Genomic DNA, 23,337 nt, shown 5'->3' with positions numbered 1-23,337 from the left:
GGCCTATTCCCCCGTATCAATCTGCGCCCGTTGCAGTCGGCCGCTGTAGTCGACATATATGGTTTTCCACTCGCTGTAGACTTCGAGCGTCGCCAGTCCGCTTTCCCGATGCCCGTTGCCGGTCGCACGCACTCCGCCAAAAGGCAGGTGGACTTCCGCGCCAATGGTTGGTGCGTTGATATAAACAATACCGGTGTCCAGATCGCGCATGGCCTGGAAGGCGGCATTGACATCAGCGGTATATAACGACGAGGACAGACCGTACCGCACGCCGTTGTTGATGGCGATCGCCTCCTCCAGGTTTTGGCACGGAATCAGCGACACCACCGGGCCAAAAATTTCCTCCTGCGCGATCCGCATACCCCGGTCGACGTCGGCGAAGATAGTAGGCTGCAGAAAGTAGCCGTGCGCGCAGGCCTCAGTCATCACGCGCCCGCCGCCCAGCGCCAACCGCGCGCCTTCTTTTTTACCAATTTCGATGTACTCCTCGATCCGCTGCCGCTGCTTGGCGTTGACGATGGGTCCGACCTGACTCGCGGCGTCCAGCCCTGGGCCGATGCGGAGCGCCGCGGCTCGCTTCTGGAACGCTTCCAGGAACTTTTTGTAAATCCCCTTCTGCACCACGATGCGGCTGGCGGCGGTACAACGCTGGCCACTTGTGCCAAAGGCTGCCCACAGGCAGCCATCGAGGGCGAGTTCCAAGTCGGCATCATCCAGGATGAGGATGGCGTTCTTGCCTCCCATCTCCAGATTGCAATGCTTCAAGCCGGCAGCGGCAATCTGGCCCACCTGTTTCCCTACCGCCGTAGAACCGGTGAAGGAAATGATGCGCGGACGCTCATCGCTCACCAGCGCCGCGCCCACTTCGCCGCCGCGCCCAAATACCACGTTCACCACGCCCGCCGGCAGTCCGGCATCAGTCAGAGTTTGCACCAGGTTCATGGCGGAAAGCGGGGTGTCTTCCGCAGGCTTGAGCACGGCGGTGTTGCCGCACAACAGGCAGGGCGCCAGCTTCCAACTCGGAATCGCCATGGGAAAATTCCAAGGTGTAATCAGCGCCGCCACACCCAGCGGCACGCGCGCCGTCATGCATACCTTGTTGGCCAGCTCTGAGGGCGTGGTCTGACCATACAGCCGCCGGCCTTCGCCGGCGATGAAGTAGAGCATGTCGATGGCTTCCTGCACATCGCCGCGCGTCTCCTCCAGTACTTTGCCCATTTCCCGCGTCATCGCTGCGGCGTAGGCCTCCTTGCGCTCGACCAGGAGCTGCGCCGCCCGGAACAGAATTTCGGCCCGCCGTGGTGCGGGCGTGGCCCGCCAGCCAGGGTAGGCTGCCGCTGCCGCCGCGAGGGCTGCGTCGGCATCCGCGGCGTCAGAGGCCGGCACACGCGCCACCAGATCGCGCGTGTCCGCCGGATTCTGCCGTTCCAGCCAGGCACCGGAATGCGGTGCCGCGGGCTGACCTGCGATCCAATTGTGAAGAGAAATAGTGTCTGCCATAGCGTTTTCCAGTTTACTGCACCCCGCCATGCAACCACCCGCGCCCGCGTATCATCGCCGCACAGTATGCCCGTTCGACACGCACAGGCGGCATGGGAAGGAAAGGTCGCCAGCGGCAGGGGAACGCTTGGCTTCGGAAGCTACCAGGGTGCGTACTCGTATGCCTCGCGCATGGAAAGCGGCGAAGGCACGAATCCGGAAGAATTGCTGGGAGCCGCTCACGCCGCATGCTTTTCCATGGCGCTGGCACTCGAGTTAGGACACCTGCATGCCACACCAAGCCGCATTACCACTCAGGCCGATGTGCATTTTGACCGGAGCGGCGATAGCTACGTTATCTCGGCCATCCACCTGCACTGTGAAGCTGCCGTAGAAGGTATCACCCCGGAACAGTTTGGCCGCGCCGCCGAGCAAGCCAGGCTTACCTGCCCCGTCTCCAAGGCGCTGAGCGGCGTGCAAATTCAACTCGACGCGCGTTTGGTACCCGCCAATCCCGAAGCCCGAGCTGCCTGAAGCTGCGTTTCAGCACGCTCCTCTCACTCGCCTCCGTAGTGGCGCTCCATTAATGGCTGGAAACGGCTGAAAAAGGCCTGGACCGCGCAATTGCTGCCTCCCTCAAACGGCTCGGCTCACGCCGCGACGCTGTCGCCGGTTGACTGCATGGTAATCCCCTCGGCCATCCTCTGCATGTCGTGCTGACGGATGTGCCGCTGGGCGGCTGGACAGCCGCCGTGGTGTTCGACCGGCTCGCCGGCAAACGTGGCCGTGACCCTTGGGATGCGGCGGCAAGAGGGGCCATTGTCATTGGCTTGGTCGGCGCGCTCGGCTCCGCCGTCGCCGCGCTCGCCGACTGGCATCGCCTCAGTCAGCGCGAGACCCGCCGCATCGGTTTCGTACACGGGACGTTGAACGTTCCCGGCGCGGCAGCATGGGCGCTTGTGTAAGCCCCGGCGGCGACTACGGAGGCAGCAGCGCAAATCACCAGTTCCGTGAGTTGTCGCACGCGTACTGCGCCGTGCGCCGCTGCAACGCCTACAGAATGCCGTTTTCGGCGACCTGCTCAGTCCCCGTGCGCACCAGACCCAGCGCCATCAGTGCGCGCGCATCGGGGACGTAGCGGGTCTGCCAATCGTGCGCGGCCTGGAATTTCTTCATGGCAGCAATGCTGGCGGCATCCCAATGTCCGCTGACTTCGCTGAGATAACCAGCGTGGACCAGCGCCTGTTGAATCTGCGTCGCGCGTGCGGGGCTGATGTCTACCCGTTGGAGGCGGCTATGACGCGCGACGTGGTGGCGCGCCTTGCGGCGTGCATGGTGAGGTGGCGTAATCAACGCCAATGCCAGGAGCCAAACCGCCATCAGGGGTGGCCCTCGAGCGGGGGCGGAATCGTGCCACCCACGAGCCAGCGGCTCACCGCGCCACTGTCATCGCGGCGATGCAGTAGCATGGCTACATCCGAGCCAGGATGGAGTCCCGCCGCAGTTCGTTCCCACTGATTACGGCTATGTACATCCTGCCGGTTCAGTTGCAGAATTAGATCGCCGGCATTTACACCCATCTCATCGGCAAAAGAACCAGGAACTACACCCAGGACACGTACACCCTTGCCGCCGGGCGCGGTTTCCAGCACCATACCGAAATCCGTGGGTGGCCTGAAAGGGGCGCTGTGTTTTCGGGTTGCAGCCCAGCCCGCCGCGCTGGGAAATAGCTGGGCACGATTAGCCACCCGCAGTTCGGCTGAGTGATACTGGCCCTTGCGGGTATAACCGACCCGAATGGTGCGCCCGACCGGATAGAACTCAACGTCGCGCATCAAGACGGCGGCATCGGCAACACGCTGGCCGTTCAACATCGTGATCACATCCCCAGGCTTTAGCCCGGCCTTGGCTGCCGGTCCGCTCGCAGCTACCTGCGTCAGCGGAACGCCATTAGCAATGTGGTAGATACGGCGAATGGCCGGGTCGAGCGAGCTCTCGAAGTACACGCCCAGCGAACCCCGCGTGACTTGCCCCCGGTGCAGTAGCTCGGGATAAATCTGCCGGACCAAATCGCTCGGCAGCGCGAAACCGATCCCCTGGTAGCCACTCCCTTCCGTATAAATTGCGGTGTTGATGCCGACCACCTGACCGGATAGATTCACCAACGGACCACCACTGTTGCCTGGGTTGATGGGCGCATCCGTTTGGATGAAGGTTTCGAATTGCTGGCGCGGATCCATGACGCGGTGCACCGCGCTTACGATGCCCGCCGTCACGGTATTGGCCAAGCCGAAGGGACTACCGACAGCAACCACCCAATCGCCCACGGCTAAATTGTCAGAAGCCGCAAGCGGCGCAAACGGCAGTGGATGCGCGGCTTTGATCTTCAGCAGCGCCAAATCCGTATCGGGGTCGGCGCCCACCAGATGGGCGTAGTAGAGATGATGCGCGCTGCCGGTATCGGTGCGCACGGCAATGCGCGCGCCATCGCGTATCACGTGCCGGTTGGTGATGATATAGCCATGCGCGTCGACGATCAGGCCCGAACCCTGGCTGTGCAGCAAGCGCCCCCGGCGTCCGCGACTGTCGACATCAATCGTCACGACGGCCGGCGTCACGGCGCGCTCGGCCGCACTGATCCGGGCCGAAAGCGGCACTCGCGGCTGTGCTTGCGGTTTGTAGGTGTGGCGCGCCAACAGCCAGCCCACGGCAAGGCCCAGGAGCAGCATTGCCGCCAGCGACCGACCGCCGAACCCGCCGCGCGCCATGAGCCTACTCGACCAGGCTTTCCACAAAGGCACGCAGCTTGCGGCTGCGCGAGGGATGGCGGAGCTTGCGCAACGCCTTGGCCTCGATCTGGCGGATGCGCTCGCGCGTAACGGCAAACGACTGCCCGACTTCTTCCAGCGTGTGCTCACTGCCGTCGTCCAGGCCAAAGCGCATCTTGATCACTTTCTCTTCGCGCGGCGTCAGCGTCTTGAGCACCTGCGAGGTCTGCTCCTTCAGGTTCACGTTGATGACGGCATCGGAGGGAGAAATCACGCCGCGATCCTCGATGAAATCGCCCAAATGCGAATCTTCTTCTTCGCCGATGGGCGTTTCCAGCGAGATCGGCTCCTGTGCGATCTTGAGCACCTTGCGCACCTTCGCCACCGGGATCTCCATGCGCCGGGCGATCTCCTCGCTGGTGGGTTCGCGGCCCAGCTCCTGCACGAGCTGGCGTGAGGTGCGGATGAGCTTGTTGATGGTCTCGATCATATGCACCGGAATGCGGATGGTGCGCGCCTGATCCGCAATCGCCCGGGTAATCGCCTGGCGAATCCACCAGGTGGCGTAAGTCGAGAACTTGTAGCCACGCCGGTATTCGAACTTGTCAACGGCCTTCATCAGGCCGATATTGCCTTCCTGAATCAGGTCCAGGAACTGCAGACCGCGGTTGGTATATTTCTTGGCAATGGAAACCACCAGCCGGAGATTGGCCTCGATCAGCTCCCGCTTGGCCTGCTCAGCCTCCGTGTCTCCGATCACGATCGTGGCGCGGGTGCGCTTGAGTTCCGCCGCCGGAGCGCCGGCGGTGGTCTCAATTTCGGCAATCTGATCCCGCACCTGGCGTTGCTCGCGCCGCAATTCCTTGATCGCGTCAGCGCCGCGCGCCGTCTCCAGTTTTCGCTCCAGCCGTGCGTGCTGCATCTCCAGCGGACGGAGTTGATCCACCACGTGAAACAAGCGGTCGATGAGACGCTTGCGCGCGCTAACCGTGAAGCCCATGCCCCGGATTAGCCGCGAGAGTTCCACCTGCGCGCGCGATAGCTGGTAATGTCCGCGCACGTGCTCCGTCCCCTTACGCGGCAAGTGGGCATACTTCTCGCCGGCCTGCTCGCTGCGCTTTAGCAGCACCGCCATCTGGTCCATGCTGGTCAGCACCTCGCGGCGGCGCTTTTGCATGACTTCTTCGGAAACTTCGTCCTCTTCGATGTCCACCGGAACAAATTCTTTAATTCCCCGGTTGCCCTGGCGAAGCTGTTCGCCTTCCGCCAGCAATTCCCGGATCACAATGGGCGAGCGCGAAAGCGCCTTGAGCACCCGGATCTGGCCGCGTTCGATCCGCTTGGCAATTTCCACCTCGCCTTCACGTGTCAACAGCGGCACGGTGCCCATTTCGCGCAGATACATGCGAACCGGGTCGTTCGTCTTTTCCAACGCGCCGGGCGTAAGGTCCAAATCCAGCTCTTCCTCATCCAGGCCCACGCGTTCCGGCTCGCTCGTCTCCTCAATTGCTTCCACGCCCGGCCGGCGGCCGAAGCGGGACATCAGATCGTCCAGATCATCGCTGGAGTGCACCTCTTCGGTGGCATCGGCGGAGTCGTCATTTCGATAGCTCCGCTTTCCGGTGTGGACTAATTTAGTAACGTCGTCGTTGTCGTCAATGGCCAAAGGAATCCTCTTCTGCGCCGTTTCCCGCCGCAGCCCGCTGCAAACATTTATTTTACTTGGATGCTGACGGCTAAATCAAAGAAAATGCTCGCTTCCACAGCTTCCTTATGCTAGATGAGTCCGCCGCAGGGAAAGTTTCAACGATGGCGGGGCTCGGAATCCAGGACCCCCAGCCCCGCCCAACGCAAGCGGGTCGCTCGGCCGAGGGGGTCCCGCGCCAATTAACGATCCCGGCCGGCAGCATCGGCAGCCGCCTTCCGCCGCAGCAGAGCCTCGACGCCCGCCCGGTCGCCGCGCGCCGTTGCCGCCGCGATCTGGGACTGGAGATCCTGACGTTCCCGGCTGGCGCGGCGCTGGCGCAGGGTGGCGATCGCCTCTTCAAAGCTGGCCTCATCCAGCGTTGGATCATTGGAACTGAGAAGAATCTCGGCCAGCCAATGCTGATCGGCAGGATCCAGCGTCGCGGTCAGTGCCTGCCAGTCCGCACCCGGATCCCCCTGTTGGAGCCGATTGAAAAGGCCCTCCGAGCCAAGCCCTTCGAATAGGCGCTCGCTTTGCAAGCGATGGCTAATCGTGCTGCGGCGGCCCTCCCACTCCAGCCAGGCTCGCAGCACGATCCGTTCCGCGTACAGACTTCGGGGCGTAGTGGCCGTATCCACCTCTAATTCCCGTCGGCGCAGCCGGACTGCCTGCTGCAACCGGCGGCTGATCAAGGGTTGGTCCACGCCCAGTTGTGCGGCAAGGTTTTCCGCCAGGCCTTGTCGCAGAACCGGCTCATGCACATGGCTAAGAAACGGGAGTAAGTAGTTGATTGCACTGACCTTGCCATCGGGGCGTGAAACTTCAAATTGCGCCCGTGCCCGGCTGGCAAGATAGTCGAAAAACGACCGGCTCGATTTCAAAGCGGCCGCATACGCTTCCCTGCCCTTCTGGCGGATGAAAAGGTCGGGGTCGAGACCGCCTTCCAGGATTACCACCCGCATCTGGAAGTCTTCTTCCAGCAACAGTGCCACGGAGCGTTCCGCGGCGGCGCGGCCAGCCACATCGGGATCAAAGTTGATTGCCACTTTCTTGCTGCTGCGGCCGAGCAGCGCCACCTGCGCGGGTGTGAGCGCCGTCCCACAACTGGCAACCACATTCTCGAACCCCGCCAGAAATACACGCAGACAGTCGAAATAGCCTTCCACCAGAATGGCGTAGCCGAGTTCGTGAATGGCCTTGCGCGCCCGATCGAGGTTGTAGAGCAGCTTGCCTTTGGTATATAACGGGTGCTCGGGTGAGTTCAGATATTTGGGCACACGGTCGTTGCTTTCGAGCGCCCGTCCGCCGAAGGCGACTACGTCTCCGCGCTCATTGGCAATGGGGAAAATAAGCCGCTCGCGGAAGCGGTCGTAGAGATCCTCCCATCGGGCTTGTGTCGCAGGCAAACTCGCGCCGGCCGACTCGCGCCGGAGCTGGCACACGCCCGCCCGTAAGGCCACCGCCGGCGCCACGCCCTGCCGCTGCAATTGCTGGGTCAAGCCGCGGCCGCTTGCCGGGGCAAACCCCAGCCGGAAGGCGCTCACTTGCTCCGGTTGGAATTCACGGCTGGCAAGATAGGCACGCGCATGCGAGCCTTCGCGGCCGGCCAATTCGCGCTCAAAATAATCCCGCGCCAGACCCTGCACCTGCAGCAGCTCCCGCCGCAGCGGATCGGCATTTTCCCCCAGCCGCTGCGGCATCGCCACACCCAGCCGCTCGGCCACCAATTCCACCGCCTCTGGGAACGAGATCTTGCGCAGTACCATGTAGAACTGAAAAATGTCGCCGTGCGCATGGCAGCCGAAACAGTAATAGAACCGCCGTGCCGTGTGAACATGGAAGGAAGGTGTTTTTTCCGAATGGAAAGGGCAGAGGCCGATGAAGCCGTTCCCACCGGGCTTCAGAGCAACCACTTCGCCGATGAGCTGCCCCAGATCGGCGCGCGCCTTTAATGTGTCCGAGAACTCCGACATTTCGTATCAGACTATTCGTATCAGACTACAGGACAGTGCGCACGGGCTTGCTAAGATTTAGGGAACGCGGAGATGCCCCTCATTCGAATACTGGCGGATCCGGAGGATGACACCCTCCCGCCTCCGCCGCCTATGCTCAAAGGGGGCAGTTTCCCCATCGAAGACCTGTTGCTCGAACAGGTCCATAGCCGCGAGCGGCGGCGCGTGCGGGAAGCGTTTGTTCTTTCGGTTCTGGCCAACGTCTTCGTACTCCTGATTCTGCTGTTCGGCGCCAGGATTTTTCCTTCCCTGACGATCCGGCCGGTGGTCGAGGAGAAACAAGTTCCTCCGCCGCAGCTCACCTTTCTGGAGATGCCGCCGGATTTGATCACCAAGGCGAAACCGACGCAGCCCAAAGCTCTGAGCGACCGGGACCGGCATTTTCAACACGACGACAAGATCACCAACTCCCTGAGCGTGCCGCGGGCGCGGCCTGCTCCCCAACCCCGTCCCGCGGCGCCACCGCCCGGTAGGGTCGCACCCACCGAACGTCCGGCGCCGCCGCGGCCCAGCGTGCTCGCTGCCGGACCTCCGCGTCCAAAACCAGAGCCTAATAGCGCGGCCAAAACCGGCGGCAAGCCTGGTCCGGAAGCCGGCCAGCTCCAGCTTCAGAACGTTCCTCAGCCCAAGCCGCGCCAAGGGTTGCAATTCGATCTCAACCCGGCCAATTCGCTCCAGCGCGCCATCGAAGGCGCCGTGCGCGATGGCTCCCGGGGTCAACAGGCGGTTACCGAAGTCGCGCCCCTTCCCCGTCAACCCTCCGGCAGCGGCAGCGCAGCTCCAGGTCAGACAGGCGCGGGCGTGCAGATTTTGACCGACACGCAGGGGGTTGACTTTAGTTCCTACTTGCGCCGCATTGTCGAAATCGTGCGCCGCAACTGGTATGCCGTTATGCCGGAAACCGTATATTTGGGCACCAAGGGACGCGTGGTGATTATTTTTAATATCAATACCAACGGCACCGTTCCCGGATTACGCCCGGTCAGCCTCTCCGGTACTGCATCCCTGGATCAGGCTGCCGAGGCCTCCATCCACGCATCGAATCCGTTTCCACCTCTGCCCTCAGCCTTCCATGGGCCTTCCATTACCCTGCAGTTCTCGTTCTACTACAACATCACTCCGCCAGGGCAGTAGGCTATGGGCCGGCTTCGGCTGACTGTCCGGGATGCCGGTCGTGTCTAGGGTGTCCGCTCATCTCCTGCGTCCACGCCAGAAAGCGGCACAGTTCTTCGCGCTCGCGCCAGCCGAAGCGGCAGAACAGGCCAAACGTCACCTGCTCGGCGGGAATTCCCGAGTAGGTCTCGATCCGCCAGGCCAGCAACGGACTCCGCCATGGTGTGAAGCGGTGTCCCCTCGTCGCTCGCCAAAGAAATCGTAGCCAGGCCATGCTGTCATTGTGTGCGATTTCCTCAGTACAATCGAGAGGCATGCATTGGTTGCTCCTGCCCCTGGCATTTCTGCTGGGATCGATCCCCTTCGGCTATTTGTTAGTTCGCTGGCACACGGGCGGCGATATCCGCCGCTCCGGCAGCGGAAACATCGGGGCGACCAATGTTCTGCGCACGGCTGGCAAAAAGCTCGGCATTCTCACTCTGTTGCTGGACGCCTTCAAAGGCTGGCTTGCCCTATGGCTGGCGCTGCACTGGGGGCAAAACCCGGCGGTGCTGGTAGCCGGCTGTCTGTTTTTAGTGATCGTCGGCCATATGTTCAGCCCCTGGCTGCGGGGGCACGGCGGTAAGGGCGTCGCGACGGCGCTCGGGGCCTTTATGGCGCTGGCGCCAGGCGCTCTGGCGGGCGCAGTGGTGGTCTTTCTCATCGTCCTGGCGGCATGGCGTTACGTTTCGCTGGCATCCATCTGCGCTTGCAGCGCGTTGCCGCTGCTGCTGCTGATTCCGATGCACGCCGGTCACATCGCGCCGGTTATCGTTGCGGTGACAGCGGCAGCCATGGCCCTGGTCGTTTACCGCCATAAGGGCAATCTGAGCCGCCTGTCGCAGGGTACCGAGTCCCGCCTGGGTCAGGGCGCCGGAAAAATCGCATGAGCACAAGCGCCAAAGAACGGAGCTATTCGCGGGGCAAGCGTGCTGGTGTCATCGGCGCTGGAAGCTGGGGCACGGCGCTGGCGCTGGTGCTCGAGCGCCTGGGATACGAAGTTGGGTTGTGGGTTTATGAGCCGGAGCTGGCCGAACGCATCCGCGATGAACACGAGAACGCCGTGTTCTTGCCGGGCTTTCCTCTTGGCTCCGGCATAAGTCCCACGACGAAACTGGTCGAAGCCGTGGGGCCGCTGACCGTGGTCGCCACCCCGTCGCATGCGCTGCGCACGACGTTGAGCCGGCTGCAGCCGGTGCTGCCGCCCGCAGGCGAGATTCTGCTCGCCACCAAAGGGCTCGAGGAACAGACCTGCCTGCGCGTAAGCGAAGTTGCGGTCGACGTGCTGGGAGAAGGCGTTGGCAGGCGTCTGGCCACCCTCAGCGGACCGACCTTTGCCCGCGAAGTTGCCGCCGGCGAACCGGCCGCGGTCGTATTGGCTTCCCACGCCCCCGAGCTGGCCCGCTCGCTGCAAAAACGTATGGCCTCTTCCAGCTTGCGGCTGTACACCAGCGAAGACGTCATCGGCGTCGAGCTGGCGGCGTCACTGAAAAACGTAATTGCCATCGCCTCGGGCATCTGCACCGGCCTGGGTCTGGGCTCAAACACCCAAGCGGCGTTGATCGCGCGAGGCCTGGCGGAAATGAGCCGCCTTGCTATTGCTATGGGCGGCCAGGCGGAAACGCTCGCGGGTTTGGCCGGGTTGGGCGATCTAGTGCTGACCTGCACCGGCGCCCTCAGCCGCAACCGTGCACTGGGAATCGCTCTCGGTCAGGGCAAGACGTTGGCGGAGGCGCAGGCGGCGACGCCCATGGTTGCCGAAGGCGTGCGCACCACCGCCGCCGGCGTACTGCTGGCCAAGCGGTGGGGGGTCGAGATGCCCATCCTGGCGCAGATGCACCGCGTCCTGTTCGAGCATCTCACTCCGCGCCGGGCCTTGAGCGAACTCATGACCCGTGCGCTCAAAGCGGAATAGACTCCCGGGCGTGAACTCGAAACGGGAAACGCAAAAATTCTTACGGCTTGCCGCGGCGCGCCGTCGGCGGCAGCATTCCGTTCTTGCGCAGGTAGGCCGCCTGCTGGCTGTAATGATCGGCCATGTCATCGGTGAGTGCGAACAGCAGCGCCGCTTTGGTCACCTGGCGATGGCCGTAGAAGGGCTTCATTTCGCTCAGATGCGCGTCGGTTAAATCGGCGAGTTTGGTGTTGCAGTAGTCAAACGCTTTTTGCAGGTAGGCGACCAGCTCACCCTTGGGGGAGGTAGGGGTGAGCGTGGTCGGCGCCATGGACGTGCCGCCCATGATCCAGTGGCAGGTCATGGCATTTGACTGCCCGACGTGCAGCACCAGGCGTCCGAACGTCATCGAGCCTGCGGTTGGTTTATAGCTGTATTTGTTGGCGGGCATGTCCTTGGCGGCAGCGACCATGATCTTGGCCGAGCGCTGCATCGAGGCGCGCACCGCATCAGCGACCGGATTGGAAGATTGCGCGGCGGCAAGCAGGCCGCAACACGCCAGCGCGACCGCAACGGCTGCAGAACGAAAGACAGGTTTCATCGGCTTTACTCCTGTTCGGGGAATGAGTGACACACTGTCGCCATGGTAACAAAGTCCGACCTTCTGGACCTGATCCGGCAAACATGAGTGTCGCGGAACGCATCTTTACCACCCATACTCGGGTCCGGGCGGGCGTACGGCGCAACAACTGCAATGGACCGCCTGGAACGCCTACGCGCCCTACTGGGGCTACTGATTGGCAAAGAATTTCTCGGCGGCGGCGATATCGGACTGGATTTGCGTCCGTAGCTCGTCGGGCGAGTCGAACTTGCGCTCATCCCGCAGGCGATCGAGAAAGGCGATTTCCAGACGGTCGCCCAAGCCGGCGCTCAGGTTCTCCGCGGAAGGATGCAGCAGATGGGACTCCACCGTGAGCGGACCTGAGGGACCAAACGTGGGGCGCACGCCCACATTGGTGAGCGCGGGCTGGTCACTCACTCGAGTGAGATAAACGCCGATGGCGGGAAGTAGCTCGTCGTAGTGCTGCAAGTTCAAGGTGGGGACGGTGCGCTGGCGGCCGATGCCGCGCCCGGGCGCGATCAGTCCGGCAATCGTAAACGGACGGCCGAGCAGCCGCCCAGCCGCCCTCACCTCGCCGGAGCGGATCAACTCGCGTACCCGGGTACTCGACACCGCAGCACCGTCAATTTCCAGACGGGGTTCGATATGGACGGCAAATCTCAACTCTTCCCCGAACCTCCGCAGCACTTCCCCGCTTCCCTGGCCGCGATGGCCAAAACGGAAATTGGCGCCTTCATAAACCGCGGCCACGCGCAAACCCCGCACTAGAATGCGCTCTACAAACTCCCGCGGAGAAAGCAGCGAAAGATCGCGGGTGAACGGCAACAACAACAATGCATCCAGGCCACAGGCCGCCAGCAACGGTATCTTCTGCTCCCGTGGCGTGAGCAGCCGCGGGGCGACCTGGGGTGTCAGAATGCGCGCCGGATGGGGTTCAAAACTAACTGCGACAGCCTCGACGCCTCGTCTACGGGCATCGGCCACGGCGGCCGCAAGCAGCTTCTGGTGTCCCAGGTGCACCCCGTCAAAGTTGCCCACCGCCGCCACGCAAGGCGAAGGGGCTTCCGGCAGTTGGTTCAGTACACGCATGGTTACAGATCGATCTCCAGCCTCAGGCCATCGTAGGCCAGGTGAACGCCGTCCGGCAGGCTGGCCTCCGTCGCCGCGTGCGCCAGCTCGTGCGCAATGTGAGTGAAGTAGGTCTGGCGCGGCCGCAGTTGTTCCACCAGGCGCAGAGCCGCGGCCAGATGAAAGTGCGTTGGGTGGGGCCGCAACCGCAGGGCGTCGAGAATGAGCAAATCCAGACCCTGCAAACGTGCCAGGCTCTCTGGCGGAATCTCACTGACGTCGGTAACGTAGGCGTTGGCGCCGAAGCGGTAGCCAAGGACGTGCAGTTGCCCGTGCCGAACCGGTACCGGCTCGAAGTGCACTCCGAACAGCTCGACCGGTCCATCCAGTTCATGCGCAGCAACCCGTGGGATCGCGCTCGCGGCATAGCTCGCTTCGAATACGTACTGATAGACGCGGCGTAGATCCGCCAGCGTCGCAGCATTGGCGTAAATGGGGAGCGGTTCCGGGCGGCCGAAATTGTAGGGCCGGATGTCGTCCATGCCCATGATGTGGTCGGCGTGGCTGTGGGTGAACAACACAGCATCCAATGCCGGAATCGCGGCGCGCAGCGCCTGCTGGCGAAAGTCCGGAGTGGTGTCGATTACAATTTCATGCCCCCCAAAACTGAGCCAGATGCTGGGCCGCAAACGATGATCGCGCGGGTCGGAGGAGGTGCAGACGGAACAGGTGCAGCGCAGCGTAGGCACGCCGGTCGAAGTGCCTGAACCCAGAACCGTGAGGATTCCGCGCATCCGCGATCAGCGGCGCCGGCCGGGCGGCGGCGGAACCACCGCCGCCGGCTGTACTCGGTTGCCTGCCTGCTTCACTTCGACGTAGGCCAGGCGAAGCTCGTCCAGCGCCATCGCCAGCAAGCGAGTCTCCTGAGCATCGAGATTGCCCTGGGTTTTCTGCTCCAGCATGCCCAGCAGGTCGATTGTCTCCCGCGCGCCTTCCAGATCGACATGGGGAGGCTGCCCGGGTTGCAGTTCGGCGCCCAACTGCAGCAGCCCAGTTGCATACAGATCCTGGATCAGGCCAACAAAAGTGATTTCCCGACTGGCCAAACGCTCCCGCTTGGCCGGCGCCGGCGCTGCGGCGGGTTTCGGTTCCGGCGGCTTGGCAGCTTTTGGCGCGGCAGCCGCAGCCTTGGGCAGCGGCTGCGGCGGGCCCTCTTCAAATGCAGGCGCCTCCACATCCGTTCGGCGTTCCCCGGCCTCGGTGAAATGACGGCGATCGGAAACTTTCAGCACCGTCTCTGGATGATCATTTTCAGGCATACCTGCCTTCAGTATACCGTTCTGCCCTCTGTCAATCTTCGGTTGTGGCCGTGCGAGCGCGCAGGTTCTGGGTAATGAAATTGTCAGTCATGCCCGCAATATAGTCGCAGATCACGCGCTCGGGCTTTTCGGTCTCCATTCTTGTCCGGTACAACAGCGGAAGATGGGCCGGAGCGTCGAGATACAAAGCAAATGCCTCGCGCACGATCCGTTCGGCACGCCGGTTTTCCGCGCGCAGGAGCGGGTGGTGGTACAGGTTGGCGTACAGGAACGATTTCAGCGCCTGACGATCCGGCTCTACCGCGGCTGAAAAAGCCGCCAGACGTACCGGATGCCGCCGCACGGCTTCGACCGAATCGAATCCTGGAAGGACACGGCGCAGATTTTCGATCAAATCGGTCGCGAGCACGTCCACGAGGTGACGCAGCATCTCATTAAAGAGGAGTTTTGGCGGCTGTGCGCCCAGCTGCGCGCGCGCCGCAGCCAGCAAGCGCGCCAGAATGGGCACAGCTTCCATTTGCTCCAGTGTGAGCAATTTAGCCTCGAAGCCATCGTCCAGATCGGCGCCGCTGTAGGCGATTTCGTCGGTGAGATCGATGAGCTGTGCCTCGAGCGTCGGACGGCAATCGAGTTGATATTCGGACAGCTCGGGGTGGGAGGCTGCCGCGTAGTCGTGGGAGTGCTTCACCAAGCCTTCGCGGACTTCAAAGGTGAGATTCAGACCCGGAAACGCGGCGTAGCGCAACTCGAACTGTTCCACGATGCGCAAAGCCTGCAGATTGTGGTCGAATCCCTGGCCAAACGGATGCATCAACTCGTCCAGAGCGTGCTCGCCCGCATGGCCGAAGGGAGGATGGCCGAGATCATGAGCGAGCGCCAGGCTTTCCACCAGATCGCTGTTGAGACCCACCGCGCGGGCGACGGTGCGCGAAATCTGAGCGACCTCGAGCGTGTGTGTCAGCCGCGTGCGGAAATGATCGGAAAAACGCCGGGAAAAGACCTGGGTCTTGTTCTCCAAGCGGCGAAACGCGCGCGCGTGGATGACCCGGTCGCGGTCGCGCTGAAAGGCGCTGCGGTAAGGATGCGGTGGTTCGTGGTAGCGCCGGCCGCGCGATTGCCAGAGGCCGCAGGCAGCCGGCGGCGCAGCAGACGGCGAAAGGTCCATCGGGTTCATTATAGTTGCGATAGCGGGCAGCTCGCTTTGCCATAGGCCAGCGGTTGCGTTATGATAGTCAGGAGCAATCGGTGGAGATCCACGGTGGGCGTAAGCCCACTTTTTTGTTGGTGATGCATGCAACGGTCCAACTCGGGGCACTGGAACAACTCGCGGGCGGCGTGGCCGCCGCGGCAGGGCTCGAACTTGTGCAAGTGGAAGTGAAGGGCCAGGGGGCGGGCCGGCTCCTGCGGGTCTATGTCGATCAGCCTGCAGGCGTGGGACTGGCGGAGTGTGAACGCGTCAGCCGGGCGCTCAGCGAAGCTTTGGATGTGCGCGAGGCGAGTGGGGAGGAATTACTGTCCGGTCCTTATACGCTGGAAGTCTCCTCACCTGGTCTGGAACGCCCTTTGGTGAAACGCTCCGATTTTGAACGTTTTGCCGGCCAACGCGTGCACGTGCGGATGAAGGAAGCCTGGAACGGCTGCCGGAACTTCACCGGAACCCTGGAGGCAAGCAGTGAAGCCGGGGTGAGGATGCAACCGGAGGCGCCCGGCGCCGAGGCGGTATCCATCGCCTGGGATAACGTAGCCCAGGCCCGGCTGGCGCCTAAGTGGCCGGAGCCACAGGCAAAACCGCGGCACTGAGAGTCTTTATGGCGAGTTTACTGTACCAACAAGTCGAGCAATTGAGCCGGGACAAAGGCATTGACCCCGCCATCGTGGTGAGCGCGGTCGAGGACGCCTATCTGGCCGCTACGCGCAAGCAATTGAAGACACAGGAGGAACTGGAGTCGGTGCTGGACAAAGACACCGGCGAAATTTCCGTCTATGCCGTCAAGACGGTCGCGGAACAACCCGCCGATCCCGTCCTGGAGATTTCTCTTCCCGATGCCCAGCGCATCGATCCTGCGGTTGAAGTCGGCGGCCGCGTGCGCATCAAGAAAGACACCGAGGGCTTGGGGCGCATCGCCGCGCAGATGGCCAAGCAGATCATTTTCCAGAAAGTCCGCGAAGCCGAGCGCGACACCGTTTACAACGAGTACATCGGTCGGGTGGGCGAAGTCGTAAATGTGACGGTCAAGCGTTCCGAGGGCCCGGACGTCATCGTGGAGCTCGGACACACGGAGGCGCGCCTGGGGAAACGGGACCAGTCCCGGTTGGAATCCTTTGCCAACGGGGAGCGCATCCGGGCGGTGATCCGGGGCGTGGAAAAAGCCGCCAAGGGACCGCAGGTCGTCGTCTCCCGCGCTGACCCGGCGCTCGTCCAGAAGCTTTTCGAAGCGGAAGTACCTGAGATTTACGATGGGACGGTGGTGATCAAAGGTGTAGCCCGCGAAGCGGGCGAACGGACCAAGATCGCCGTCAGCTCGCGCGACAAGGACGTGGACTGCGTGGGCGCCTGCGTGGGGATGAAGGGCATGCGGGTGCAGAGCATCATCCGGGAGCTGCGCGGAGAAAAAATCGACATTATCGAGTACAACGAGGACCCGGTTCAGTTCGCCGCTAACGCCCTGAGTCCGGCCAAAATCAGCCATGTAACAATTCTCGATGCCGAAAACCACCACTTAGAAGTCGTGGTGGACGACGCACAACTTTCCCTGGCGATCGGCAAAAAGGGCCAGAACGTCCGGCTCGCCGCCAAACTCCTGGGCTGGAAGATTGACATCAAAAGCGAGGAGGAAAAGCGCCGGGAAGTGGAAGAGCAAATGTCGGCGCTGGTGGGAGATGGTGTGGTCTCGGAAACTCCATTGGCGCAACTGCCCGGCCTCAGTGAACGCATCATTGAGCGATTGATCGAAACCGGCATCACCACGATCGAACAGTTGGGAAGCAAGACTCCCGAACAGTTGCAGGAGATTCCCGGCATTGGACCCAAGGCCATTGCCAGGATTTTCGTGGCGGTCAATCAATTTTTCGGTGTACTGGAGACGCCCGGCGAAGCAAACCCGGAAGCGCAATCCGCCGGCAGCGAGAACGAGCCGGAGTTGACGGCTACCGCACCTGGCGAACTGGACGCCACCGGCCAGGATCTCGAAGCCGAGCAGCGGCGCGGTGTGCTCGATGCTCCGCTGGCCGATGCCAGCGAGCTGCCCGCGCGCGACGGTCTGGAACCGGCGGCGGAATCAGCGCCGGCGCGCGGCGAAAACGCCGAAGCGGAAGAACAACCCGGCGAACTGAACGCCGCCAGCGAGCCCGAGCCGAGCGAAGCGCGGCGGCCCGAGCCGCCGGAGAAAACCCTGTAGGAGCAGAGCGGACCGAGGAATGGACACAACCCGCATTAACGATCTCGCGCGTGAGCTGGAGGTGAAGTCGCGTGTCATTCTGGACGCGCTGACCGCCATCGGCTTTACCGAGAAAAAAACGCACTCCAGTAACATCGAAAACGATGTTGCCGATCGCGTGCGCCGTCACTTGCGCGGCGAAGATGTCGCGCCCGTGGCTGCCGCCCCCGCTGCTGCAAAGCCAGCCGCAAAAACCAAAGCGCAGGAACCAGTGGCGGCCGAAATTCCGGCCGTACCGGAGCCGGCTGCGCAGCCACCGGCCAAGCCCGAGGCACGCGCTCCCGGGCTGCGCAAAGCTCCTGCTGCCGCCTCTCCTGCAACAGTAACGCCGGCAAAACCCAAACTGCCGATCGCCCCCGAACGGCCCGTCTACCATGTGCCCGTCCCCGCCGCGCCAGCGCCGCCGGTGACCGCAAAACCAGAGCCGCCGCCGTCGCGCACGCCCGCTGCTCCCGAGGCACCCCGCCGGCCGCCGGTGTTCAAACCGTTTGTGCCGGCCGCGGGACCCTCTCCCGCCGCCAGGGCAACACCGCAACCGGCAGCGCCATCGCCTGTTCGACCAACTGTGCGCCGGCCCCAACTTAATATTTCTCAAACTCCCAATCGGCCCACCGGCGCCGGCCAGATCGACATGGGCGCGCGGCGCGTCATCGTCCCGATCGCACCCAAGCGGCCGATCTACACCGCTCCCGACCGCCCCGTTGTCCGAACCACTCCGGGGCGGCCCATCGTTCCCGCGCCTGGACGCCCCATCTATCAGCGCACGCCGGTGGGAGCGCCCCGGCCCGGGGTGGTGCCGGAAGGACGCCGTCCGATGCATCCCACCCGGCCGGCGCAGGGCCGGGGCGCGCCGCCACGAGGGGCGCAGCACGGCCATGGCCGGCGGGAGCGGCAAAAGGAAGGCGCTCAGAACTTCCAGCCCGCAGCGCGTGCTACGGCGCCGGTCGCCGCCGTCACCAACATCACCATCAGCGAAGGATTGACGGTCAAGGATCTTTCCGAGCGTCTCGGCCTGCGCGCCAAGGACGTCATTCGCAAGCTGCTGGATCGCGGCTTGCTGGTCACCGTGAACCAGTCTCTCGATACCGAAATCGCCACGCAAATCGCCAAGGATTTCGGCGCGACGGCAGAAACGGTCAGCTTCGAACAGGAAGCCCTGGGAGCGATCGAGCCGGTGGACGCTGGGGCAGGCGAAGCCGCGCCCTCGGAAACCCTAGTGAGCCGCGCGCCCGTGGTCACTATCATGGGCCACGTCGACCATGGCAAGACCTCGCTGCTCGACGCCATCCGGCAAACCAGCGTCGCCAGCGGCGAAGCCGGCGGCATCACCCAGCACATTGGCGCGTACAAGGTTGAGGTCACCGATCCCAACTCGCCGGCGTTTGGACGCAAGGTGGTTTTCATTGACACACCCGGCCACGCCGCCTTCACGCGCATGCGCGCCGGCGGCGCCAAGGTCACTGACATCGTGGTGCTCGTGGTGGCCGCCGACGACGGCGTCATGCCCCAGACCATTGAAGCCATCGACCATGCCCGCGCCGCCAATGTGCCCATCGTGGTCGCCGTCAACAAGATCGACAAGCCCGGAGCCCAGCCCGATCGCGTGAAAAAGCAATTGGGCGAACGCGGCTTACTGGCCGAGGATTGGGGCGGGAGCACGGTGACCGTGTCCGTCAGCGCCAAAGCAAAAACCAATCTGAACCTGCTGCTGGAAATGATTCTGCTAGTCAGCGACTTGCAGGAGCTCAAAGCCGATCCGGAACGCCCGGGACAGGGCGTGGTGCTCGAGGCGCAACTCGACCGTGGCCGTGGCCCTGTCGCCCGGGTGTTAGTGCAGAACGGCAGCTTGCATACCGGCGATACGCTCATCGCGGGCGCCGTTATGGGCCGAATCCGTGCCATGTTCGACGATCGCGGCCGCGCCATCGAGGAAGCTGGACCCTCCACCCCCGCCGAAGTCCTGGGCCTCGACGGCTTGCCCGATGCCGGCGAGAACTGGCTGGTGGTCAACGACCGCAACAAGGCGCGCCAAATTGTCATGTTCCGCGAGGAAAAGGCGCGCGAAGCGACTCTTGCCCGCTCCACGCGGCTGAATCTCGAAGCGTTGAGTCAACAGTTGGCGCGGGGCGATGTGAAGGAACTCAACCTGATCATCAAAGCCGACGTACAGGGATCCGAGGAGGTGCTGGTCGATGCCGTCAACAAGCTGTCCACCGACAAGGTGAAGGTCCGCGTGATTCACTCCGGCGTGGGCGCGATCACCGAATCGGATGTCCTGCTGGCGTCGGCCTCGCATGCCGTGGTGATTGGCTTCAACGTGCGGCCGGAGCGCAAGGCGATCGAGCTGGCCGAGCAGGAAAACGTCGACATCCGGCTGCACACCATCATTTACGAATTGACCGATGAAATTCAGCGCGCCATGCATGGCCTGCTCGAACCCACGTTCAAAGAATCCACCCTCGGTCACGCCGAAGTGCAGCAGACCTTCCGCATCCCCAAGGTGGGAACCGTCGCCGGCTGTCTCGTTAAAGACGGCAAATTGGTGCGCGATGGGCAGGTGCGCGTGATCCGCGATGGCGCAGTGGTCTACACCGGTAAGCTCACCTCTCTGCGGCGCTTCAAGGAGGATGCCGGTGAAGTTCGCGCCGGCATGGAGTGCGGCGCCTCCGTCGGCAACTTTAACGACATCAAGCAGGGTGACGTGCTGGAAGCCTTCACGATCGAGAAAGTTGCGCCCCTGCTGTCCTAAGCGTGAGTGTGGTTGTGCCCGTCGGCGTGCTCCAACTCGAAATTCTGCTGCCCGAAGCCGCTTCTCTCAAGGACCGGCGCCAGGTGGTGCAAAGCCTCAAAGCCCAACTGCGGCATAGGTTCAACGTGTCCGTAGCCGAGATGGATGAGACGCACGACCTGTGGCAGCGCGCGACTATTGGTATTGCCGCTATCGGACCTGACGGAAATTACCTGCTGGGTCTGCTGCAACAAGCAGGCGCCGCGGCAGAAACCATTCTGGCCGGCCAGCGGGTCACCTGGAGCGCCGCGGAACTGATCGCGTAAATGCGCCTATGCCTCACCGTCCTGAACGTTTGGCCGAAATGATTCGTGACGAGCTCACCGAGCTGATCGAGGGCGAGCTGGCCGATCCGCGCATCGGCCTGGCGACCGTAAGCGAAGTAAAACTAGAGCCGCCAATGCGCCTGGCCCGGATTTACTTTGCGGTCTCAGGCAACGAAGAGGAGCAGGTGCGCACTATGGAGGGGTTGCTGGCCGCACGGGGCTTCTTACGCGTGGAACTGGGCCACCGGTTGCAGTTGCGGCGCGTGCCCGAACTACGTTTCGAGCTGGATCGATCCAAAGAGCATACCCAGCGTCTCGACCAGCTTCTGCAGCGTGCCCGGAAACACTACACCGCAATGGACCGAAGAAAGGAAAATTGAATGCCTGAAGTCACCATTACTGTGCGGCGATACGGTTCGTTCAAGGTCGAAGGACCATTCCGGCTGGTTGGATCAGATGGTGCAGAGATCCCACTACCACCTCTGCCGCTGGGCAAAACGGCCTATTCGCTCTGTCGATGCGGCATGTCGAAGAATAAGCCCTTCTGCGATAGCAGCCACAAACTGTGCAATTTCGACGGCACGGAGGCTCACATCCTCGAACGCGAGAAGAAGGCAGCCAGTAGTGGCTCTTAAATACATTTCTATTTTCAGAATTATTCATAATTTTTTTTCTGTTTTTTGAACACGATTGCGGTAGACTGAGCCTATCCACACACTTGACCGTGCCCCGCACACGCGGGGCCACGACCTCCGCCGGAAGGCAACCCTGCCTTCCGGCTTTTTTTGCCTTGCGCGTGCAGGGCTGGGGCGACGGGGCCTCCGGTCCTAGAATGGAAGCTATGCAACTTCCGCCAACCTTTCACGCCCCCATCAGCACGGTCGATCCCGACGTGGCCGAGGCAATCACCGCCGAAACGCGCCGGCAGCACGATCACCTGGAGCTGATTGCGTCAGAAAATTTCGTCAGCGAAGCGGTGCTGGAGGCGGCCGGGTCGGTGTTTACCAACAAGTATGCCGAAGGCTATCCCGGCAAGCGTTACTACGGGGGTTGCGAGAACGCTGATCGCGTGGAGGAGCTGGCGCGGCAGCGGGCGTGTGCGCTCTTTGGCGCCGAGTATGCGAATGTCCAGCCACACTCGGGATCGCAGGCGAATCAGGAAGCCTATGCCGCCGTGATACAGCCGGGCGACACGCTGATGGGGCTGAATCTCGCCCACGGCGGCCACCTTACCCACGGCCATCCGCTGAGCTTTTCCGGCAAGACATATAAGATCGCAGCCTATGGCGTCAACCGCGAGACCGAAACGATCGACTATGATGAGCTGGCCAGGCTAGCGCGCGAAGCGCGGCCCAGGCTGATCATCGGCGGCGGTAGCGCCTACCCGCGCCTCATCGACTTTGCGCGCATGCGCACCATCGCCGATGAAGTGGGCGCCTTGTATCTGGTAGACATGGCGCACTTTGCCGGCCTCGTCGCCGGCGGGGTACACCCCAGTCCCGTGCCGCACGCGCAGATCGTAACCACAACCACGCACAAAACCCTGCGCGGCCCGCGCGGCGGCATGATCCTGGCGAAATCGGTCTACGCCAAAGAGATCGACCGCTCCGTGTTTCCCGGCTCGCAAGGCGGACCGTTAGTGCACATCATCGCCGCCAAAGCGATTTGCCTGCACGAGGCCCTGCAGCCAGAATTCCGCACCTACGCCCAGCAGGTCGTGACCAACGCCAAGGCGCTGGCGGCCGAGCTACAAAGGCAAGGCTTCCGCATCGTCTCCGGTGGCACGGACACCCATTTGATGCTGGTCGATGTCTTCAGCCAGGGCATCCGCGGCAAAGAAGCCGAAAATGCCCTGCATGCCGCCAATATCACCGTCAACAAAAACGCGATTCCCTTCGACCAAAACCCGCCGCTCAACCCCAGCGGTATCCGCCTGGGCACACCGGCGTTGACCACGCGCGGCATGGGCGAACAGGAGATGCGCCAGATTGGCCAATGGATCGCCCAAGCGCTGCATCATCATCAGGAACCGCAAGTGCTGGCCGAAGTCCAAAAGCAGGTTCTCGAACTCGCCGACGCCTTTCCGCTCTATCCCTCGCGCCGCGACCTGGTTACCGCAGGCCGTTAAAGCGCAAGCGCCTTTTGCAACGTGTGGTTCCGGTGGGCATCCAATGGCGTAGGAGGCAGCTATGCTAGCAAAGGACTACCGGATACCGGCAGTGCTTGGGTGCCTATTGCTCGGCCTGAGCCTGCTTGCTGCGCAAGCGCCGCGTCAATCCCAGACGCAGGCGCTCGACAACTCCATCGAATCATTCCTCAAGAATGAGTTCGCCAAGCACAAGGAAATGGCCAATATCCATGCCACCGTGGATGACCGCGTCGTTACCTTGACCGGTTCGGTGACTGACCTGCGGGCCAAGATGCAGGCCGATCAGGATGCGCGCCAGGTGCAATCCGTGAATGGCGTCATCAATAAGATCGAGGTCAGCACGGTCACCGTGCCGGACGGGCAACTGGAGCGCGAAATCGCTGACCGCTTGGTCTACGACCGTATCAGCATGGGGCAAACCTTCAACTCGCTCAATCTGAAAGTACAAAACGGCATGGTGACCGTGAGCGGCAGTGTCATCGACTACCCATCGCGCGACTCGGCGGTCGACATCATCGTTGCCACCAAGGGAGTCAAGGGCGTTATTGACAATATCAACGTTGAGCCGGTTTCGCCCATGGACGACTCGATCCGCCTGGCGGCTGCCCGCGCCATCTACGGCAACCCGCTGTTCATCCGCTACCGCAACAATCCGGCGCACCCGATCCGCATCGTGGTCAAGAATGGTCACTTGAC

Annotated in this window: 23 protein-coding genes and 1 pseudogene; 13 read left to right on the top strand and 11 right to left on the bottom strand. The window is 62.7% G+C overall.

Annotation, left to right across the window (positions count from 1 at the left end; translation table 11 throughout):
* Positions 1 to 3 precede the first annotated feature (3 nt).
* Positions 4 to 1,500 carry an aldehyde dehydrogenase family protein gene (locus EPN33_08955; GenBank protein ID TAN21782.1) on the bottom strand — a complete coding sequence of 499 codons (1,497 nt, stop codon included), beginning with the start codon at positions 1,498 to 1,500 and terminating at the stop codon, positions 4 to 6.
* 66 nt (positions 1,501 to 1,566) lie between these two features.
* On the opposite strand from EPN33_08955, the gene EPN33_08950 reads away from it, so the two are divergent.
* Positions 1,567 to 2,013, top strand: coding sequence for an OsmC family peroxiredoxin (locus EPN33_08950; protein ID TAN21781.1), 447 nt, complete (start codon positions 1,567 to 1,569; stop codon positions 2,011 to 2,013).
* A gap of 179 nt (positions 2,014 to 2,192) precedes the next feature.
* Positions 2,193 to 2,444, top strand: coding sequence for a hypothetical protein (locus EPN33_08945; protein ID TAN21780.1), 252 nt, complete (start codon positions 2,193 to 2,195; stop codon positions 2,442 to 2,444).
* Between the two features lie 88 nt (positions 2,445 to 2,532).
* Here EPN33_08945 and EPN33_08940 read toward each other — a convergent pair.
* The 4 genes and pseudogenes from EPN33_08940 to dnaG all read right to left on the bottom strand — a co-directional run bounded on the left by EPN33_08940 (position 2,533) and on the right by dnaG (position 7,907).
* Positions 2,533 to 2,742, bottom strand: a pseudogene (locus EPN33_08940) (hypothetical protein).
* Between the two features lie 116 nt (positions 2,743 to 2,858).
* Positions 2,859 to 4,247: a PDZ domain-containing protein gene (locus EPN33_08935; GenBank protein TAN21779.1), complete on the bottom strand. Its 1,389-nt coding sequence runs from the start codon at positions 4,245 to 4,247 to the stop codon at positions 2,859 to 2,861.
* 4 nt (positions 4,248 to 4,251) lie between these two features.
* Positions 4,252 to 5,913, bottom strand: a complete 1,662-nt coding sequence (gene rpoD / locus EPN33_08930) for an RNA polymerase sigma factor RpoD (protein ID TAN21778.1) — start codon at positions 5,911 to 5,913, stop codon at positions 4,252 to 4,254.
* A gap of 221 nt (positions 5,914 to 6,134) precedes the next feature.
* Complete coding sequence (gene dnaG, locus EPN33_08925; GenBank protein TAN21777.1) at positions 6,135 to 7,907, bottom strand: DNA primase; 1,773 nt, start codon at positions 7,905 to 7,907, stop codon at positions 6,135 to 6,137.
* A 72-nt stretch (positions 7,908 to 7,979) separates the two neighbouring features.
* On the opposite strand from dnaG, the gene EPN33_08920 reads away from it, so the two are divergent.
* Positions 7,980 to 9,080: a TonB family protein gene (locus EPN33_08920; GenBank protein ID TAN21776.1), complete on the top strand. Its 1,101-nt coding sequence runs from the start codon at positions 7,980 to 7,982 to the stop codon at positions 9,078 to 9,080.
* 1 nt (position 9,081) lies between these two features.
* Here the strand turns inward: EPN33_08920 and EPN33_08915 are convergent, their stop codons facing one another.
* Positions 9,082 to 9,333 carry a hypothetical protein gene (locus EPN33_08915; protein TAN21775.1) on the bottom strand — a complete coding sequence of 84 codons (252 nt, stop codon included), beginning with the start codon at positions 9,331 to 9,333 and terminating at the stop codon, positions 9,082 to 9,084.
* Positions 9,334 to 9,373: 40 nt separating this feature from the next.
* Here EPN33_08915 and plsY point away from each other — a divergent pair, with 40 nt between their 5' ends.
* Together plsY and EPN33_08905 are read left to right on the top strand one after the other, a co-directional pair.
* Positions 9,374 to 9,988 (top strand): glycerol-3-phosphate 1-O-acyltransferase, encoded by a 615-nt coding sequence (gene plsY / locus EPN33_08910; GenBank protein TAN21774.1) that lies wholly within the window; start codon positions 9,374 to 9,376, stop codon positions 9,986 to 9,988.
* Positions 9,985 to 11,013 carry an NAD(P)-dependent glycerol-3-phosphate dehydrogenase gene (locus EPN33_08905; GenBank protein TAN21773.1) on the top strand — a complete coding sequence of 343 codons (1,029 nt, stop codon included), beginning with the start codon at positions 9,985 to 9,987 and terminating at the stop codon, positions 11,011 to 11,013. Before plsY ends, EPN33_08905 begins: the two co-directional genes overlap by 4 nt.
* 40 nt (positions 11,014 to 11,053) lie before the next feature.
* Here the strand turns inward: EPN33_08905 and EPN33_08900 are convergent, their stop codons facing one another.
* The 5 genes from EPN33_08900 to EPN33_08880 form a co-directional block, all read right to left on the bottom strand.
* Complete coding sequence (locus EPN33_08900; protein TAN21772.1) at positions 11,054 to 11,593, bottom strand: DinB family protein; 540 nt, start codon at positions 11,591 to 11,593, stop codon at positions 11,054 to 11,056.
* Positions 11,594 to 11,782: 189 nt separating this feature from the next.
* Positions 11,783 to 12,703 carry a riboflavin biosynthesis protein RibF gene (ribF, locus tag EPN33_08895; GenBank protein TAN21771.1) on the bottom strand — a complete coding sequence of 307 codons (921 nt, stop codon included), beginning with the start codon at positions 12,701 to 12,703 and terminating at the stop codon, positions 11,783 to 11,785.
* Positions 12,704 to 12,705: 2 nt separating this feature from the next.
* Positions 12,706 to 13,476 carry an MBL fold metallo-hydrolase gene (locus tag EPN33_08890; protein ID TAN21770.1) on the bottom strand — a complete coding sequence of 257 codons (771 nt, stop codon included), beginning with the start codon at positions 13,474 to 13,476 and terminating at the stop codon, positions 12,706 to 12,708.
* A 6-nt stretch (positions 13,477 to 13,482) separates the two neighbouring features.
* Positions 13,483 to 14,001 (bottom strand): DUF1844 domain-containing protein, encoded by a 519-nt coding sequence (locus EPN33_08885; protein TAN21769.1) that lies wholly within the window; start codon positions 13,999 to 14,001, stop codon positions 13,483 to 13,485.
* Between the two features lie 31 nt (positions 14,002 to 14,032).
* A complete protein-coding gene (locus tag EPN33_08880; protein ID TAN21768.1) occupies positions 14,033 to 15,166 on the bottom strand; it encodes a deoxyguanosinetriphosphate triphosphohydrolase in 1,134 nt (377 codons plus the stop codon).
* 122 nt (positions 15,167 to 15,288) lie between these two features.
* Here EPN33_08880 and EPN33_08875 point away from each other — a divergent pair, with 122 nt between their 5' ends.
* The 8 genes from EPN33_08875 to EPN33_08840 all read left to right on the top strand — a co-directional run.
* On the top strand, positions 15,289 to 15,801 hold the full coding sequence (locus EPN33_08875) for a ribosome maturation factor RimP (protein TAN22155.1): 513 nt from the start codon (positions 15,289 to 15,291) through the stop codon (positions 15,799 to 15,801).
* A gap of 8 nt (positions 15,802 to 15,809) precedes the next feature.
* Positions 15,810 to 17,399: a transcription termination/antitermination protein NusA gene (nusA, locus tag EPN33_08870; protein TAN21767.1), complete on the top strand. Its 1,590-nt coding sequence runs from the start codon at positions 15,810 to 15,812 to the stop codon at positions 17,397 to 17,399.
* A 19-nt stretch (positions 17,400 to 17,418) separates the two neighbouring features.
* Entirely contained in the window at positions 17,419 to 20,187 is a 2,769-nt protein-coding gene (locus EPN33_08865; protein ID TAN21766.1) for a translation initiation factor IF-2, read from the top strand.
* Between the two features lie 14 nt (positions 20,188 to 20,201).
* On the top strand, positions 20,202 to 20,492 hold the full coding sequence (locus tag EPN33_08860; protein TAN22154.1) for a DUF503 domain-containing protein: 291 nt from the start codon (positions 20,202 to 20,204) through the stop codon (positions 20,490 to 20,492).
* An 8-nt stretch (positions 20,493 to 20,500) separates the two neighbouring features.
* Positions 20,501 to 20,872 carry a 30S ribosome-binding factor RbfA gene (rbfA, locus tag EPN33_08855; GenBank protein ID TAN21765.1) on the top strand — a complete coding sequence of 124 codons (372 nt, stop codon included), beginning with the start codon at positions 20,501 to 20,503 and terminating at the stop codon, positions 20,870 to 20,872.
* Positions 20,873 to 21,127 (top strand): CDGSH iron-sulfur domain-containing protein, encoded by a 255-nt coding sequence (locus EPN33_08850; protein ID TAN21764.1) that lies wholly within the window; start codon positions 20,873 to 20,875, stop codon positions 21,125 to 21,127.
* Between the two features lie 206 nt (positions 21,128 to 21,333).
* Positions 21,334 to 22,620, top strand: coding sequence for a serine hydroxymethyltransferase (locus tag EPN33_08845; protein ID TAN21763.1), 1,287 nt, complete (start codon positions 21,334 to 21,336; stop codon positions 22,618 to 22,620).
* A gap of 61 nt (positions 22,621 to 22,681) precedes the next feature.
* Positions 22,682 to 23,337, top strand: a 656-nt coding sequence (locus EPN33_08840; protein ID TAN21762.1) for a BON domain-containing protein, incomplete at its 3' end; no start/stop codon positions are given.

The sequence above is a fragment of the Acidobacteriota bacterium genome (assembly GCA_004299485.1).
Classification (GTDB): domain Bacteria; phylum Acidobacteriota; class Terriglobia; order Terriglobales; family SCQP01; genus SCQP01.
Note: the sequence above shows the minus strand (reverse complement) of the source record. Positions and strands in the feature narration are given on the sequence as shown.